General features: G+C 71.9%; 14 protein-coding genes. 9 read left to right on the top strand and 5 right to left on the bottom strand.

Annotation, left to right across the window (positions count from 1 at the left end):
* Nucleotides 1–41: 41 nt before the first annotated feature.
* Entirely contained in the window at nucleotides 42–713 is a 672-nt protein-coding gene (locus ACFU95_RS34880; protein ID WP_383836290.1) for a response regulator, read from the bottom strand.
* Nucleotides 714–786: 73 nt separating this feature from the next.
* Nucleotides 787–2,001 carry a sensor histidine kinase gene (locus ACFU95_RS34875; RefSeq protein WP_383836288.1) on the bottom strand — a complete coding sequence of 405 codons (1,215 nt, stop codon included), beginning with the start codon at nucleotides 1,999–2,001 and terminating at the stop codon, nucleotides 787–789.
* 118 nt (nucleotides 2,002–2,119) lie between these two features.
* On the opposite strand from ACFU95_RS34875, the gene ACFU95_RS34870 reads away from it, so the two are divergent.
* A complete protein-coding gene (locus ACFU95_RS34870) occupies nucleotides 2,120–3,136 on the top strand; it encodes an SAM-dependent methyltransferase (protein WP_383836285.1) in 1,017 nt (338 codons plus the stop codon).
* A 71-nt stretch (nucleotides 3,137–3,207) separates the two neighbouring features.
* On the opposite strand, the gene ACFU95_RS34865 is transcribed toward ACFU95_RS34870, so the two are convergent.
* Nucleotides 3,208–4,359, bottom strand: a complete 1,152-nt coding sequence (locus ACFU95_RS34865; protein WP_383836282.1) for an NADH-quinone oxidoreductase subunit D — start codon at nucleotides 4,357–4,359, stop codon at nucleotides 3,208–3,210.
* Nucleotides 4,360–4,390: 31 nt separating this feature from the next.
* Between ACFU95_RS34865 and ACFU95_RS34860 the strand changes: the two genes are divergently transcribed.
* A complete protein-coding gene (locus tag ACFU95_RS34860) occupies nucleotides 4,391–4,909 on the top strand; it encodes a PH domain-containing protein (RefSeq protein ID WP_383836279.1) in 519 nt (172 codons plus the stop codon).
* Nucleotides 4,906–6,240, top strand: coding sequence for a PH domain-containing protein (locus ACFU95_RS34855; protein ID WP_383836276.1), 1,335 nt, complete (start codon nucleotides 4,906–4,908; stop codon nucleotides 6,238–6,240). The genes ACFU95_RS34860 and ACFU95_RS34855 overlap by 4 nt, the downstream gene beginning before the upstream one ends.
* A gap of 168 nt (nucleotides 6,241–6,408) precedes the next feature.
* On the opposite strand, the gene ACFU95_RS34850 is transcribed toward ACFU95_RS34855, so the two are convergent.
* The gene (locus tag ACFU95_RS34850) at nucleotides 6,409–7,779 is read right to left on the bottom strand and encodes a hypothetical protein (RefSeq protein ID WP_383836273.1); all 1,371 of its coding nucleotides are present in this window, start codon (nucleotides 7,777–7,779) and stop codon (nucleotides 6,409–6,411) included.
* Between the two features lie 145 nt (nucleotides 7,780–7,924).
* The gene (locus ACFU95_RS34845; RefSeq protein WP_383836270.1) at nucleotides 7,925–9,043 is read right to left on the bottom strand and encodes an alpha/beta hydrolase; all 1,119 of its coding nucleotides are present in this window, start codon (nucleotides 9,041–9,043) and stop codon (nucleotides 7,925–7,927) included.
* Nucleotides 9,044–9,289: 246 nt separating this feature from the next.
* On the opposite strand from ACFU95_RS34845, the gene ACFU95_RS34840 reads away from it, so the two are divergent.
* The 6 genes from ACFU95_RS34840 to ACFU95_RS34815 all read left to right on the top strand — a co-directional run bounded on the left by ACFU95_RS34840 (nucleotide 9,290) and on the right by ACFU95_RS34815 (nucleotide 14,477).
* Entirely contained in the window at nucleotides 9,290–11,122 is a 1,833-nt protein-coding gene (locus ACFU95_RS34840) for a phosphatidylglycerol lysyltransferase domain-containing protein (RefSeq protein WP_383836267.1), read from the top strand.
* Between the two features lie 111 nt (nucleotides 11,123–11,233).
* Complete coding sequence (gene folP / locus ACFU95_RS34835; RefSeq protein WP_383836264.1) at nucleotides 11,234–12,139, top strand: dihydropteroate synthase; 906 nt, start codon at nucleotides 11,234–11,236, stop codon at nucleotides 12,137–12,139.
* Nucleotides 12,136–12,639 (top strand): nuclear transport factor 2 family protein, encoded by a 504-nt coding sequence (locus ACFU95_RS34830; RefSeq protein WP_383836262.1) that lies wholly within the window; start codon nucleotides 12,136–12,138, stop codon nucleotides 12,637–12,639. The genes folP and ACFU95_RS34830 overlap by 4 nt, the downstream gene beginning before the upstream one ends.
* 323 nt (nucleotides 12,640–12,962) lie before the next feature.
* Entirely contained in the window at nucleotides 12,963–13,322 is a 360-nt protein-coding gene (folB, locus tag ACFU95_RS34825) for a dihydroneopterin aldolase (RefSeq protein WP_062723372.1), read from the top strand.
* A complete protein-coding gene (gene folK, locus ACFU95_RS34820) occupies nucleotides 13,319–13,930 on the top strand; it encodes a 2-amino-4-hydroxy-6-hydroxymethyldihydropteridine diphosphokinase (RefSeq protein ID WP_383836258.1) in 612 nt (203 codons plus the stop codon). The genes folB and folK overlap by 4 nt, the downstream gene beginning before the upstream one ends.
* Nucleotides 13,931–13,988: 58 nt before the next feature.
* Nucleotides 13,989–14,477 carry a DUF3180 domain-containing protein gene (locus ACFU95_RS34815; RefSeq protein WP_383836255.1) on the top strand — a complete coding sequence of 163 codons (489 nt, stop codon included), beginning with the start codon at nucleotides 13,989–13,991 and terminating at the stop codon, nucleotides 14,475–14,477.
* The last annotated feature ends 13 nt before the right edge of the window (nucleotides 14,478–14,490 follow it).

Raw genomic sequence — 14,490 nt, 5'->3', positions numbered from 1 at the left:
CCGGTCACACCCGTGTCACGCGCCCTGCCCGCCCGGCCGGCTCAGCCGTGCCCGCCGGCCCGGACCAGCCCCGTCTCGTAGGCCAGGACCACGACCTGCACCCGGTCGCGCAGCCCCAGCTTGGTCAGGATGCGGCCGACGTGGGTCTTCACCGTCGCCTCGGACAGGACCAGCCGGGCCGCGATCTCGCCGTTGGACAGGCCCTGGGCGACCAGCACCATGACCTCGCGCTCGCGGTCGGTGAGCCGCTCCAGCTCCTTGTGCTGCTGCTCCTGGCCGGTGGAGGGCAGCATGGGCGCGAACCGGTCCAGCAGACGCCGGGTCGTCGACGGGGCGACCACCGCGTCGCCGCTGTGCACCGCGCGGATGGCGGCGAGGAGTTCGCCGGGCGGCACGTCCTTGAGCATGAAGCCGGAGGCGCCCGCCTTCAGCCCGGAGAACGCGTACTCGTCGAGGTCGAAGGTGGTCAGGATCAGCACCTTGGGCGGCTCGGGGTCCGAGCAGATGCGGCGGGTGGTCTCCACGCCGTCCAGCTTCGGCATGCGTACGTCCATCAGTACGACGTCGACGGGGGTCTCGCGCAGCACCTGGAGGGCCTCGACGCCGTCGCCCGCCTCCGCGACGACCTCCATGTCCGGCTGGGCGGCGAGCACCATCCGGAACCCGGTGCGCAGCAGCACCTGGTCGTCGACGAGCATCACGCGGATCGCCATCGGGTCCTCTTCCGTGTCTTCCGTATCCGTCTACGGGGGCGTTACAGGTGTCAACAAAGGGCATGCGCAAGCGTCAGTGTGCTGGTTTGAGCGGCAGCAGCGCACTGATGCGGAATCCTCCGCCGGGGCGTGGCCCCGCGTCCAGGGTGCCGCCGACCATGCCGACCCGCTCGCGCATGCCGATCAGGCCGTGCCCCTCGCCGTCGGCGCCGCCGTCCTCGTACAGCTCGTGCGGGGCACCCTTGCCGTCGTCCTCGACGAGCAGGCCGAGACCGTCGTCGAAGTAGACCAGGCGCACGCTCGCGCCGGCGTTCGGCCCACCGTGCTTGCGGGTGTTGGTGAGCGCCTCCTGCACGATCCGGTACGCCGTCAGCTCGACGCCGCTGGGCAGCGGGCGCGGGGTGCCCTCGACCTTGAAGTCGACCGGAAGGCCGGAGGTGCGGCACTGCTGGATGAGGTCGTCGATCTGCTCGACGTCGGGCTGCGGGACGTACTCGCCGCCCTCCTGGTGCTCGCCCGTGCGCAGCACCCCGAGCAGGCGGCGCATCTCGGCGAGGGCCTGCCGGCCGGTCGAGGAGATGGTCTCCAGGGCGTTCTTGGCCTGGTCCGGTGCGGAGTCGAGGACGTAGGCGGCGCCGTCGGCCTGCACCACCATCACGGAGACGTTGTGCGCGACCACGTCGTGCAACTCGCGTGCGATCCGGGCGCGTTCGGCGGCGACCGCGACCTTGGACTGCGCCTCGCGCTCCTTTTCGAGCCGGGTCGCGCGCTCCTCCAGCTGCTCGTAGTAGGCGCGGCGGGTGCGGATCGAGTCGCCGAGCACCCAGGCGAGGGCGAACGGCACCGTCAGGAAGATCATCAGGGCCACACGACCGACGGCGCTCGAGTCCTGCTGCGGCCAGCGCAGCTGTGCCAACGGCGCCGCGCACAGGCCGAGGGCGAGCGAGAGCCGTGAGGCCCAGCGGGCGCCGCTCACGGCGACGGTGTAGGTGATCACCAGGAAGGCGAAGTTGGCGGCGGTGGTCGCCACGTCCAGCACCAGCTGCGCCAGCCCCACACCGATGGCCAGCAGCAGCATCTTCTCCGGCATGCGCCGGCGCAATGCGATCACCAGGCACAGCAGGAGGACGATCGGGACGATGACCGCTTCGGAGCGGTTGCCCGGAAGGTCCTGCCCGCCTTCCTCCTGGACGGCCACGGTCAGCACAGAGATCCCGAACAGGACGACGGCCCAGAAGCTGTCGACCCCTGTCGGGTGCCTGCGGAGGAAGTCATAAAGGCGCTGCACGTAACCCAGCGTAGGGAAGCGAGATGCGTGCAGGGGTCAACCGGAGGGCCGATCCGTATGGCCCGCGTGTACTCCGCAAGGTGGAGGCTGCGTTCCACTGTGCGCTTAGCCTGGGCCGGTGACAGCAGAGGTGACGGGCGAGTGGCGCGGGTGGCGGGCAGCGGCGGAAGCCGCTCTCTACGGGCCGGGCGGCTTCTATCGCCGCCCCGAGGGCCCGGTCGGCCACTTCCGTACGTCCGTCCACGCGTCGCCCCTCTTCGCCGGTGCCGTGGCGCGGTTGCTGTGCCGGGTGGACGAGGTTCTGGGGCGGCCTGCCCCGCTGGACTTCGTCGACATGGCGGCGGGGCGGGGTGAGCTGGCCACCGGCGTGCTGGCCGCCCTGCCCGCCGACGTGGCGGCACGCACGCGTGCGTGTGCCGTCGAGATCGCCGACCGCCCGCAATCCCTGGATCAGCGGATCGAGTGGCTGCCGGAGCCGCCGCGGCGAATCACGGGGCTGCTGTTCGCCAACGAGTGGCTGGACAACGTCCCGCTGGAGGTCGCGGAGGTGGACCCGGCGGGCGTGCCACGCCTGGTGCTCGTGCGAGTGGACGGGACCGAACGCCTCGGGGAGCCGGTCGCCGGTGCGGAGGCGGACTGGCTCGCACGATGGTGGCCGCCGGGGCGGGCGGCGGGGACGCGGGCCGAGATCGGGCTGCCGCGGGACGAAGCCTGGGCCGGGGTGGTCGGGGCGCTGGAGCGGGGACTCGCGGTCGCCGTGGACTACGCGCACACGGCGCGCGCACGGCCGCCCTTCGGGACGCTCACCGGCTTCCGCCAGGGGCGCGAGACAGCGCCCCTGCCGGACGGCTCCTGCGACATCACGGCACACGTGGCGCTGGACGCGTGCGCGACGGCGGGATCCCTGCCCGGCACGCGCCTGCTGACGCAACGCGGTGCCCTGCGCGCCCTGGGCGTCACCGGCGCACGCCCCCCGCTCCAGCTGGCCTCCACCCGGCCCGCCGAGTACGTACGCGCCCTCGCGACCGCGGGCGCGGCCGCCGAGCTCACCGCCACGGGCGGGCTCGGGGACTTCGGGTGGCTGGTCCAGCCGGTTGGAATTCCGGACGTGCTCGCGGACGCAGTGGCGGACTGAGCGGTCGAGTCGGCGGAGCCGACAGGAGCCGGTTGGAGCCGGTTGGAGCCGGTTTGAATTCCGGACGGACCCTACTTGTCGATGTCCCCGACCACGAAGAACATCGACCCCAAGATCGCCACCATGTCCGCGACCAGCGTCCCCGGCAGGAGCTCGACCAGCGCCTGGATGTTGTTGTACGAGGCCGAACGCAGCTTCAGGCGGTACGGCGTCTTCTCGCCCTTGCTGACGAGGTAGTAGCCGTTGATGCCGAGCGGGTTCTCGGTCCACGCGTACGTGTGGCCCTCGGGCGCCTTCAGCACCTTGGGGAGCCGCTGGTTGATCGGTCCGGGCGGCAGGTCGGCGAGCCGGTCCAGGCAGGCGTCGGCCAGGTCGAGGGCGTTGTGGCTCTGCTCCAGGAGGCACTCGAACCGGGCGAGGCAGTCGCCCTCCTCGCGGGTCACCACCTTCAGGACGTCCCCCAGCTCGCCGTACGCGAGATAGGGCTCGTCCCGGCGCAGGTCGAAGTCGACGCCCGAGGCGCGCGCGATCGGCCCGCTCACGCCGTACGCGTGCACGGCCTCCGGCGAGAGGGCGCCCACGCCCCGGGTGCGCCCACGGAAGATCTCGTTGCCCAGGACCAGGTCGTCGAACCGGTCCATGCGGGAGCGCACGTCGGCGACGGCGGCACGCGCGCGCGTGGTCCACCCGGCCGGCAGGTCCTCCTTCAGGCCGCCGACCCGGTTGAACATGTAGTGCATCCGCCCGCCGGAGACCTCCTCCATGACGTGCTGGAGTTCCTCGCGCTCGGTGAAGGCGTAGAAGATCGGCGTGATCCCGCCCAGCTCCAGCGGGTACGACCCGAGGAACATCAGGTGGTTGAGCACCCGGTTGAGCTCCGCGAGAAGCGTCCGGGTCCACACCGCCCGCTCGGGCACCTCCATGCCGAGCATGCGCTCCACGGCGAGGACGACGCCCAGCTCGTTGGAGAAGGCCGACAGCCAGTCGTGGCGGTTGGCGAGCATGATGATCTGGCGGTAGTCGCGGGCCTCGAAGAGCTTCTCGGCGCCGCGGTGCATATAGCCGATCACCGGTTCCGCGCGCGTGATGCGCTCGCCGTCCAGGACCAGCTTGAGGCGCAGCACGCCGTGCGTGGACGGGTGCTGGGGCCCGATGTTGAGCACCATGTCGGTGCTCTCCGCGGCGCCGCCGATACCGACCATGGTCTCCGTCGTAGGAGTCATGTACACAGTCTCCCCTACGTACGCTGGCCTCATGGAGACGGGGAGCCCGGAGAACACGGGGACAGCGGGGGACGATCAGGCGGCGGCCGAGCCGGGGTGGACCGGGCTGCCGCCGGGTCTGCTCCGCATGCGCCGACTGCTGCTGGTGGTGTGGCTGGGGCTGCTGGCCGTCGGGATGGGGCTGCTGCTCGGCCTGCTCGCCGGCCCGGGCTGGGCCGCCTTCGCGCTGCTGCCGCTGGCGCTGATCGCATGGGGCTGGGTGATGCTCGGCCGTAACTGGCGATCGTGGCGGTACGCCGAGCGCGCCGACGACCTGCTGATCAGCCGGGGCGTGCTGTGGCGCGAGGAGACGGTCGTGCCGTACGGCCGTATGCAACTGGTCGAGGTCACCTCGGGTCCGGTGGAGCGGCACTTCGGACTGGCCAGCGTGCAGCTGCACACGGCCGCCGCCGCTACCGACGCCACGATCCCCGGCCTCGACCCGGCGGAGGCGGAACGGCTGCGCGACCGGCTCACCGAGCTGGGCGAGGCCCGATCGGCGGGGTTGTGACGGCCCCGGGCGTCGACGGCGCCGTACGCGAGAGGAGGCCCGTCACCGAACGGCGGCTGCACCCCGTGACGCCGCTCAGGCGGGCGTGGGCGCCGGTCGCCGTGCTGATCGGCTGGGCGGTGCACGACCCCGACCAGGCGCAACGCCAGCTGACCAGACTGACGACCACCACGCTGCTGCTCGCCCTCGCCGTCCTGGTCCCCGCAGCTGCCCTGTACGGCTTCCTCACCTGGTGGTTCACGCACTTCGCCGTGACCGACAGCGAACTGCGCATCCGAACCGGGCTGGTGTTCCGGCGCACCGCGCACATCCGGCTGGAACGCATCCAGGCCATCGACATCACCCAGCCGCTCCTCGCGCGCGTGGCGGGCGTCTCGAAGCTCAAACTCGACGTCATAGGTGCGGACAAGAAGGACGAACTCGCCTTCCTGGGCGCGGACGAGGCGCGTGCGCTCCGCGCGGAACTCCTCGCGCGCGCCGCCGGGTTCGCGCCCGAGACGGCGCACGAAGTGGGCGAGGCGCCGGCCCGGCAGCTGCTGCGCGTGCCGCCCGGCGTGCTGGCCGTCTCCCTCGTCCTGACCGGCGCCACCTGGGGAACGCTGGCCGCGGCGGTCGTCGTACCGACCGTCCTCTGGCTGGCCACGGAGAGCGTGTGGACGGTCCTCGCGTCCGCGGTGCCTCTGTTCGGCGCTGCGGGGGCGAGCAGCGTGGGGCGGTTCGTCGCGGAGTACGACTGGACCGTGGGCGAGTCCCCCGACGGGCTGCGCCTCGACCACGGCCTGCTCGACCGCGCGCACGAGACGGTGCCGCCGGGCCGCGTCCAGAGCGTTCGCATCGTGGAGCCGCTGCTGTGGCGGCGGCGCGGCTGGGTGCGGGTGGAACTGGATGTGGCGGGCTCGTCCAACTCGGTCCTGCTGCCGGTCGCCCCGCGCGAGATCGCCGAATCGGTCGTCGCGCGCGTGCTGCCCGGTGCGACCGTCCCGCCGCGCGCCTCCCTGTCGCGTCCGCCCCGGCGGGCGGGCCGGTGCATGCCGGTGTGGTGGCGCGGCTACGGCCTCTTTGTCACGGACGCGGTCTTCGCCACCCGGACCGGCCTCTTCCGGCGGAGCCTGGCGCTCGTCCCGCACGCGAAGGTCCAGAGCGTACGGCTGGCTCAGGGGCCCTGGGAGCGGCTGTGGGGCGTCGCCGACGTGCATCTGGACACCGGGGCCAACAAGACGGTGACCGCCCGGCTGAGGGACGCCGAGGAGGCGGCGGAGCTGCTGCGGGGGCAGGCGGAGAGGTCACGCACGGGCCGCAGGGACGCACGGCCGGACCGGTGGATGGCGTAGGAGCCCTCTGTGCGCAAACCCCCGCCGTCCGCCCGTAGGGCGGCGCAGGCGGGGGTTTGCGGGCTCTCAGGATCCGTCACCACGGGACGGCAGGACGGCGGGCCAGACGGCAGCCTCGGGGCGGCATGGCGGCGCGGCGCGCCGCCGATCCGGAAGTGGCGTGGGCCGTCAGGAAACGGCGCTGCGAAGCCCCGCCACATCGATCTGTTCCGTCTCGTCGTGAGCCGTCAGATCGATGACCTGGCCGATGCCCCGTGACTCCTCGTTCGCCGGCTTGAACTCCGCCTCGGACTCGGCCTTGTGGAGGGCGAGGGCCTCCTGGCCCACGACGTCCGCGAGGTCCTCGTTCTGGACGGACTCCAACGCGGCGGGCGCGGCACCCTGCTTCGTGCCGAAGAAGTCGAAGCCGCCCTGGATCGCCGGACGCCGTACGGGCGTCGCGGGTACGACGGCCACGGCGGTCGGCGCGATGAAGTGCCCCGCCTGCTGCTGGGCCGGAGGCAGGGCGGGCTGGGCTGCCGGGGCGGCCGTGCCTGCCGGGGTGATGGCGGCCGCGCGCTCGTGCCCGTCGACCGCCTCGGGCTTCCCCCGCGCGTCGTCCTCCAGCGCGGGTTCCGTCTCGGACGCGCCGGTGCCGACCGCCTCGGGGGCGCGGACCTCGGCGGCGGCCGAACCGGCCTTCACGGACCCGTCGTCGGAGGGACGGTCGCCCTTCGGCGGGTCGTTCTTCGGGGGCTCGTCCTTCGGGAACTCACTCTTCGACTTCTCCGACGTCTTCGAGCTCTCCGAGGTCTTCGGGGCCTCCGAAGTCTCCGAGCTCTTCGGCTCCCTCGGTTCGTCCAGGGGCTCGCCGTCCTCCGCAGCGCCGTCCGCCTCCGGGGCCGCCACCGGGGCCTCGTCGCCGTCGAACCGCGCCAGCGCCTCCTTGGCCCGCAGGAACAGCCGGGAGCCCTCCGGGGAGAAGACCGCGGCAGCCACCGGCTTCTCCTCGGCGACCTCGGCCGTCTCCTCCACTCCCGAAGCGGAAGCAGAAGCGGAACCCGCGGCGTCGACCGGAACCGGCGGCAACGCGCGCGCGGGCGTGGCCGCCTCTATCTCCAGAACCCGGCGCTCCTCCAGGACACTCGCCCGCTCGGTCTCCGCGGTGGCGTACCTCCGCAGCAGCGCCGCATGCTCGTTGCGCAGTCCGGCGAGCTCGGTCCGCTTGGCCCGCAGCCGCTGCTCCAGCTTCATGCGCAGCTCGCGCGACTCCTCGAGGTCGGTCTCCAGCTCCGCGACCCGCTCCTCGTACCGCCACTCGTCGCTCGCACGCGCGCGCGTGAGGTCGGCGACCCGCTTGCCCGCGTGCGTGTCCCAGCGACGCATGACAACCGCGCCGACGACCGCCGTCGCCGCGGCGGCCGCGGCGAGGCCGCGCAGCACCACGGGCTCGGTGAACACCCACGGGGCAAGGGCGCAGACGACGGAGACGCCTGCGATCGCCGACGGGGGCAGCAGCCTGTGCAAGGGCGGGGAATGACGGTGACGTCCACGTGGCATGGCCAGAAACTTACCGCGCGTAGGCGAATCTTGGCGCCCCGCCCCGTAAAAACACAGCCATCCCGAGCCGTTCACGCGGCATCACGAATCAGATCCGTCATCGGAATAACCAAGAACCAAGATCACAAAGTCGTCGCGGGCCGGGTCACCTGCCGCCCAGCCGCCCGCTCATCCACTCCAGCGTCCCCGGAATCTCCCGCCGCCAGGTGTTGAAGTTGTGTCCTCCGCTTTCGAGGATGATCGACGAGATCCGCGTCAGCTTCGTGGCCTTCACGCGTTCAATGAACTTCAACGTGGCCTTGTAGTTGGATTCTCCAACTTTGCTGCTGCTGACAAGCAGTGAAGTGTCCGGAGCCGGCATGTGCTTGAGGTACCACCACAGGTTCGCGCGATCGCGCAGTCCCTCGTCCCCCTGGAACAGATCGCCCGTAGTGGGGTCGACCGGCGCGTTGTAGTAGGCGGAGAGCCCCGCCCCCGCGGCGTACACCCGGGGATGGTGCAGCGCGAGCTTGAGCGCGCAGTAGCCGCCCGTGGAGTCCCCGATGATGCCCCAACCGCCGCGCTCACCGCGCACCCTGTAGTGGCCGCTCACCGCGTCGGGCAGATCCTTGGCGAAGAACGTCTCGGTCTGCGGGCCACCGGGAATGTCCACGCACTCCGTGTCCCGCGGCGGCGCCACGGTCGGCCGCATCATCACGAGGATCATCGGCCGCATACGGCCCTCCTCGACAAGTCTCGCGGCCGTACGCGGATAGTCGAGTTTGTCCACGAGCGCCTCGGCCGTACCCGGATATCCGGTCAGAACGACCGCAGCCGGGAACGTACGCGTGCGGTACTCCGGCTGAAAATACTCGGGCGGCAGATACACGTACGCGGGTGTGGCGATGTGTGTCCTGCGGCCCACGACGGCGATCTTCTGGATCTGCCCGCCCCACTGCGGCCGGGAGGCGGCCGCACCCGGCACCCGCCGGGTGTCGACGACCTTCAGCGGCCCGCCGTCCGGCGTGTGGTCCACGACCACGCCCTGGTCCTTCTCCTGCCCGAACAGGTCGGCCCAGCTCGCGTAGAACCCGAAGGCCTGGTTGGCGGCGAGACCGACCGCCATGAAGAGCAGCAGCTGTGTGGAGAGCAGCAGGCCGACGCGCCCGCCGACGGCCCGCCAGCCGCGCCGCGCCAGCCGCGGCCACAGCCACACCGTGCCGACGAACAGCCCTACGGCGGCCAGTACCGCCAACGCCAGCATCTTGTCGCTCGTGAGACCCATCGATGGTTACCTGTCCGCGCTTTCCGCCCGGTCCGCGCTTCCCCCGCGCTACCTCCCCCGCTCCTTCGCAAGGGCTTGCCCCGGACTTTCCTTGGCCTTTGAAACGGTTTTGGGAAGCTGAGTGAACCTCTCCCCTCAAGACACCGTCCTAGAGGGCGCAATGTCGCCGGATGCCCGAATCGGCACCGGATCCAAGGTCTCTCGCAGAACTAATGGGATGCGATGTCTGTCAGGACAGATGTGGAAATGTCGGGTGGGGTTCCCCAACGATCAAGCCAGGCGCGGCACCTGCCGGGCCGAGTACGGCATCTGCTCCGCGGCCCGCGCCCGGAGGCCGTTCCGGTCCTCGTCGGCAGGGCCTGCGCCCTGGTGGGCCTGCTGGACATCGCCGCGGGCGTCTTCCCGCGCTTCCGGCACAGCCGTATGCACGCCATCGCCGAGGTGCTGCCGGGCTCCACGGGCCCGTTCGCGGCCGCGCTGTCACTGAGCGCCGGCGTGCTGCTGCTCCTGCTCGCCCACGGCCTCAAGCGGGGCAAGCGGCGGGCCTGGCGAGCGGCCGTCGTCCTGCTGCCGGTCGGCGCGGTGGCGCAGTTCACGTACCGCCACTCCGTGGTGGGCGTCCTCATCTCGCTGGCGCTGCTGGCCCCCCTGCTGCGCCACCGCGACCAGTTCGCGGCCCTGCCCGACCCGCGCAGCCGGTGGCGGGCGCTGGCCAACTTCGTCCTCATGGGCGCCGGTTCCCTCGCCCTCGGCCTGGTCATCGTCAGCGCCCACCCGAACACCCTGGTCGGCGACCCGAGCCTGGCCGACCGCATCACCCACGTCCTGTACGGCCTGTTCGGCTTCGAGGGCCCCGTCGACTACCAGGGCAACACCTCCTGGACGGTCGCCTTCTCCCTCGGCGCCCTCGGCTGGATCACGGCGGTCACCACGATCTACCTCGCCCTGCGCCCCGAACACCCCGCCGCCCGTCTCACCGAGGACGACGAGGTACGCCTGCGCGCCCTGCTGGTCAAGCACGGTGCCCGCGACTCCCTCGGCCACTTCGCGCTGCGCCGCGACAAGGCCGTCGTCTTCTCCCCCAGCGGCAAGGCGGCGGTGACGTACCGCGTCGTCTCCGGCGTGATGCTCGCCAGCGGCGACCCCATCGGCGACGTCGAGGCCTGGCCCGGCGCCATCGAGCGCTTCATGGACGAGGCCCGCGCCCACTCCTGGACCCCTGCCGTCATGGGCTGTTCGGAGACCGGCGCCGAGGTGTGGACCCGCGAGACCGGCCTCGACGCCCTCGAACTGGGCGACGAGGCGGTGGTGGACGTCCCGGATTTCTCCCTCACCGGCCGCGCGATGCGCAACGTGCGTCAGATGGTCAAGCGCATCGAGCGCGCCGGTTACGAGACCCGGGTACGGCGCGTCCGTGACCTCGGCGAGACCGAGCTGGAGCGCATCCGCCGCGCCGCCGACGACTGGCGCGGCACCGACACCGAGCGCGGCTTCTCCATGGCGCTCGGCCGCATCGGCGACCCCACCGACGGCGACTGCCTCATCGCCACCGCCCACAAGGCGGACGAGGAACCGGGACCGTACGGCGACCTCAAGGCCATCCTCCACTTCGTGCCCTGGGGCACCGACGGGGTCTCCCTGGACCTGATGCGCCGCGACCGCTCCGCCGACCCCGGCATGAACGAACTGCTCATCGTGGCCGCCCTCCAGGCCGCCCCGAAGTTCGGCATCGCGCGCGTGTCCCTCAACTTCGCCATGTTCCGCTCGGCACTGGCACGCGGCGAGAAGATCGGCGCGGGGCCCGTCCTGCGCGCCTGGCGGGGCCTGCTGGTCTTCCTCTCCCGCTGGTTCCAGATCGAGTCCCTGTACAAGTTCAACGCCAAGTTCCGCCCCCGCTGGGAACCCCGCTTCGTCGTCTACCGCGCCTCCGCCGACCTGCCCCGCCTCGGCTTCGCCGCCATGCAGGCGGAAGGCTTCGTCAACCTCGCGCTGCCCCTGCCGCGCTTCCTGCGCCGCCGTACGACCACCCCGCGCCCGTGTCCCCACGCGGCGGCGGAACGCAACGTACGCGCGGCGTGAGGCGGCCGCCCAGGACAGGCCCGAGCGGGCCCCCACCCTCCGCCCCCGTCCCGGAGGCTCCCGCTCGGGCCACCGCACGTCGCGGCCCCTCCGTGGGCCTACGCTGAACATATGAGCAAGCAGAGCGGACGCGGGCGCGTCACCGGCCTTCCGCAGTGGGACCGCTGCGCGGTCATGGGAGTCGTGAACGTCACTCCCGACTCCTTCTCCGACGGCGGCCGCTGGTTCGACACGACGTCCGCCGTCAAGCACGGCCTCGCCCTGGTCGAGGAGGGCGCCGACCTGGTCGACGTCGGCGGCGAGTCCACCCGCCCCGGCGCCACCCGGGTCGACGAGGACGAGGAACTGCGCCGTGTCGTCCCCGTGGTGCGCGGCCTCGCCGCCGAGGGCGTCACGGTCTCCGTCGACACCATGCGCGCCTCCGTCGCCGAGCAGGCCCTCGCCGCCGGCGCCGCCCTCGTCAACGACGTCAGCGGCGGCCTCGCCGACCCCGCGATGATCCCGGTCGTCGCGGACGCCGGCGCCCCCTTCGTCGTCATGCACTGGCGCGGCTTCCTCGAGGGCGGGAACGTCAAGGGTGCCTACGGCGACGTCGTCGCCGAAGTCGTCGACGAACTGCACGCGCGCGTGGAGGCCGTGCTGGCCGGCGGCATCGCCCCCGACCGCATAGTCGTCGACCCCGGCCTCGGCTTCTCCAAGGACGCCGAGCACGACCTCGTCCTCCTCGCCCACCTCGACCGCCTTCTCACCCTCGGCCATCCCCTGCTCGTCGCCGCTTCCCGCAAGCGCTTCCTCGGCCGTGTCCTCGCCGGCCCGCAGGGCGCCCCGCCGCCCGCCCGCGAGCGCGACGCCGCCACGGCCGCCGTCTCGGCGCTCGCCGCGCAGGCCGGCGCGTGGGCGGTGCGCGTGCACGAGGTGCGCGCCACGGCGGACGCCGTGCGCGTCGCACGCGCCATCGAGGGAGCGCACACTCCCGGGAACACCCCCGGCGCGGATACCGCGGAAGGCACCCGGTGAGCGCCCCCCACACCGATGTCGAGCAGGTGGAGGCCGCCAACACCGCCTTCTACGAGGCGATGGAGCGCGGCGACTTCGAGGAGCTGTCCTCGCTCTGGCTCACCCCGTCCGACCTGGGCGTCGACGAGACGTACCACGACCCGGCCGACACCGGCGTGATCTCCTGCGTGCACCCGGGCTGGCCGGTGCTCACCGGACGCGGTGAGGTCCTCCGGTCGTACGCGCTGATCATGGCGAACACCGACTACATCCAGTTCTTCCTCACCGACGTGCATGTCTCCGTCACGGGCGACACGGCACTGGTGACCTGCACCGAGAACATCCTCAGCGGCGGTCCCGCCCCCGACGGCGCCGACGAGCTCGGCCCGCTCGTGGGCCAGCTCGTGGTCGCCACGAACGTGTTCCGGCGCACACCCGACGGCTGGAAGCTCTGGTCGCACCACGCATCGCCGGTTCTGGCCGAGACCGACGAGGCAGAAGGGGACGACACCCCCTCTTGAGTGGGTAGGCGACCAGCAGGGACCGTCACGGAACGCCGACTGGAGCACCCGAACCATCCGAATCCACCCGCAAGAGTCCTGAGAGAGCCCCTCCGGGACCAATGAGTGGTTGGAATCACGCCTCCCCGGGTAGGCGCCGCTACCAACCCATGAGCCGCCGGGTTCCCCAGGGGAAACACGCGATGAATCCTCCTGGCCCCGGCCCGGACCCACGCCCCGTGGCCCGGCCCTGTCAGTGCCCGCAGGTAGATTCGTTCGAGGCCGGTGTGCCGCCCGCACACGGCATCGACCGGCCGTCACCGACGATTGCAGGAGTGATTCGCGTGGATCGTGTCGCGCTGAGCGGCCTGAAGGCCCGCGGGTACCACGGCGTGTTCCCCGAGGAGCGCGAGGAGGGCCAGACCTTCGTCGTGGACCTCGTCCTGGGCCTGGACACCCGACCGGCCGCCGCCGACGACGACCTGACCAAGACCGTGCACTACGGCGTCGTGGCGGAGGAGGTCGTGGCCGTCGTGGAGGGCGAGCCGGTCAACCTCATCGAGACGCTCGCCGAGCGCATCGCCCAGGCCTGTCTGAAGCACGAAGGGGTCCAGGAGGTCGAGGTCCGCGTCCACAAGCCGAACGCGCCGATCACGGTCCCCTTCGACGACGTGACCGTCACCATCACCCGGAGCCGAGTATGACCGCGTCCTTCACCGAGGGTCACAGCGACCCGACCGTACAGCCGGTACCCGCCTCCGTCGTCGAGCAGGTGGACGCCGCCGACACCACCCTCAGCAACCCGAAACGTGCCGTGATCTCCCTCGGCTCCAACCTGGGCAACCGCCTGGAGACCCTGCAAGGTGCCATCGACGCCCTGGAGGACACCCCGGGCGTCCGCGTCAAGGGCGTCTCCCCGGTGTACGAGACGGAGCCGTGGGGCGTGGAGCCGGGAAGCCAGCCCTCCTACTTCAACGCGATCGTGGTCCTCAAGACCACCCTCCCCCCGTCCTCCCTCCTGGAGCGGGCGCACGCGGTCGAGGAGGCCTTCCACCGCGTACGGGACGAGCGTTGGGGCGCGCGCACCCTCGATGTCGACATCGTCGCCTATGCCGATGTCGTCTCCGACGACCCGGTCCTCACGCTCCCCCACCCGCGCGCCCACGAACGGGCCTTCGTCCTCGCCCCCTGGCACGACCTGGAGCCCGAGGCCCAACTGCCCGGCCGCGGCGCGGTCGCCGACCTTCTCGGCACCGTCACCCGCGACGGCATCGCACCGCGCCAGGACCTGGAACTCCAGCTGCCCGAATAGTCGTTAAGGTCAAGACGACCCACACTCCGTGGGCACTCGGGGGAGCTGAAGGGACACCGTGAGAGAGCTGCGCATCAGGATGCTGGCCGGCGTGTTCGTCGTCGCAGGCGTCCTGTCCTGGGCGGGCGCCCGCCTGTGGAACTCCGTCGGGACCCTGCCCAGCGTCCCCTTGGCCGCCCCCATCGTCCTGGCGGTCATCGCCGTGGTCCTGCTGGCCACGGCACTGTCGATCCGCGCCCGTCTCAAGGCGCAGCGCGAGCGCCGCCCCGAGGCCAAGGGCGTCGACCCCATGATGGCCGCCCGCGCGGTCGTCTTCGGTCACGCCAGCGCCCTGGTCGCCGCCCTCGTCGCCGGCATGTACGGCGGCACGGGCGTCTTCCTCCTGGAGTCCCTCGACATCCCCGCCCGCCGCGACCAGGCGATCTACGCCGGCTTCTCCGTCCTGGCAGGCATCGGCGTGATAGCGGCGGCCATCTTCCTGGAGCGCGTCTGCAAGCTCCCGGAGGACGACGAGCACAACGGCGCGGGGACTGCGCCGACCGTCTGAAGCTTCCACCCGA

Origin of the sequence: Streptomyces sp. NPDC057623 (genome assembly GCF_042800355.1) — a bacterium.
Lineage (GTDB): Bacteria > Actinomycetota > Actinomycetes > Streptomycetales > Streptomycetaceae > Streptomyces.
The sequence above is the reverse complement of the archived record's forward strand: the minus strand, read 5'-3'. Positions and strand labels throughout refer to the sequence as shown.